The organism is Mesorhizobium sp. M1406 (genome assembly GCF_040317555.1).
In the GTDB taxonomy this organism is placed as follows: domain Bacteria; phylum Pseudomonadota; class Alphaproteobacteria; order Rhizobiales; family Rhizobiaceae; genus Mesorhizobium.
Window position 1 is genome coordinate 1 of record NZ_JAMYKW010000156.1, and the last position, 1,427, is coordinate 1,427.

A 1,427-nucleotide genomic window follows, 5' to 3' on the forward strand; every position below is an offset into this window, starting at 1 on the left:
GATCGTGTCCCAGGAAGTGGTGTAGCTGACGGCTTGGTCGCCGCGTTCTCCGGCATGGGGCCGGGCTGATCAGCGTGCCACGGCTGGCAGGCTGATCAGAGGATCATCGCTCATTTGGCTGATGGTTTCCAGCGTCATGTATCTGGTGCGCTGCACGGCCCATTCGTCGTTCTGTTCGAGCAGGATCGCGCCAACCAGGCGGACGATGGCGTCGTCATTTGGGAAGATGCCGACGACCTCGGTGCGCCGCTTGATCTCGCCGTTGAGGCGCTCGATCGGGTTGGTCGAGTGCAGCTTGGCGCGGTGCTCCTTGGGGAAAGTCATGTAGGCAAGCACGTCGGGCTCGGCGTCGTCCATGATTGTCGCCAGCTTCGGCACCTTCGGCCGGATCTGGTCGGCGACGGCGCGCCATTGCGTGCTTGCGGCCCCGGGCGTTTCCTGGGCGAAGGCGGTGGCGATGAAAGCGGAGACGACGCGGCGCCCGCTCTTGCCGGCATGGGCCAGCACGTTCCTCATGAAGTGGACGCGGCACCTCTGCCATGTCGCGCACAGCACCTTGGTGACGGCCGCTTTGATGCCTTCATGGGCATCGGAAACGACAAGCTTGACGCCTCGCAGGCCACGGCGGGTCAGCTTGCGCAGGAACTCCGTCCAGATCGGCTCGGCCTCAGACGTGCCGACCTCCATGCCCAGCACCTCGCGTCGGCCGTCCGCATTGACGCCGACAGCGATGATGACGGCGACCGAGACGATGCGGCCGCCGCGGCGCACCTTCAGGTAGGTGGCGTCGATCCACAGATATGGCCAGTCGCCCTCGATGGGTCTTTCAAGGAACGCTTTGACCTTGCCGTCGATCTCCTCACACAGCCGCGAGACTTGGCTCTTGGAGATGCCGCTCATGCCCATGGCCTTGACCAGATCGTCGACCGAGCGGGTCGAGATACCCTGGACGTAGGCCTCCTGGATGACAGCGGTTAGCGCCTTCTCGGCCATGCGGCGCGGTTCGAGAAAACCGGGGAAGTAGGAGCCCTTCCTGAGCTTGGGGATGCGCAGCTCGACGGTGCCGGCCCGCGTCTCCCAGTCGCGCTCGCGATAGCCGTTGCGCTGGGCCGTGCGCAATGGGTTCTTCTCGCCATAGGCGGCGCCGGTGGCGGCCCCAACCTCCAGCTCCATCAGCCGCTCGGCGGCAAAGCCGATCATCTCGCGCAAGAGATCGGAATCCGGAGTCTTCTCCACGAGCGCGCGCAGGTTCATCATGTCGTCGGTCATCGATGGTTCCTTCGAATCAGGTTGGAGTCAGCAACCCGACCTTACCGGCGAACCGTCGATGACCACCGCAAAGCCGCTCGCTCGCTACAGCGCTATCGAGAGCGCGCTCGCGAGCGGCTTCGCTACCGCCGAGCTACACCACCTGTGGGGACGCGACC

General features: G+C 64.9%; 1 protein-coding gene. It reads right to left on the bottom strand.

Annotation, left to right across the window (positions count from 1 at the left end; translation table 11 throughout):
• Positions 1–69: 69 nt before the first annotated feature.
• On the bottom strand, positions 70–1,269 hold the full coding sequence (locus NKH03_RS34675; RefSeq protein WP_352973333.1) for an IS256 family transposase: 1,200 nt from the start codon (positions 1,267–1,269) through the stop codon (positions 70–72).
• Positions 1,270–1,427 lie beyond the last annotated feature (158 nt).

Coding starts and splice junctions, on each gene's coding strand:
- NKH03_RS34675 (WP_352973333.1), bottom strand. CDS start 1,269: ATGACCGACGACATGATGAACCTGCGCGCGCTCGTGGAGAAGACTCCG.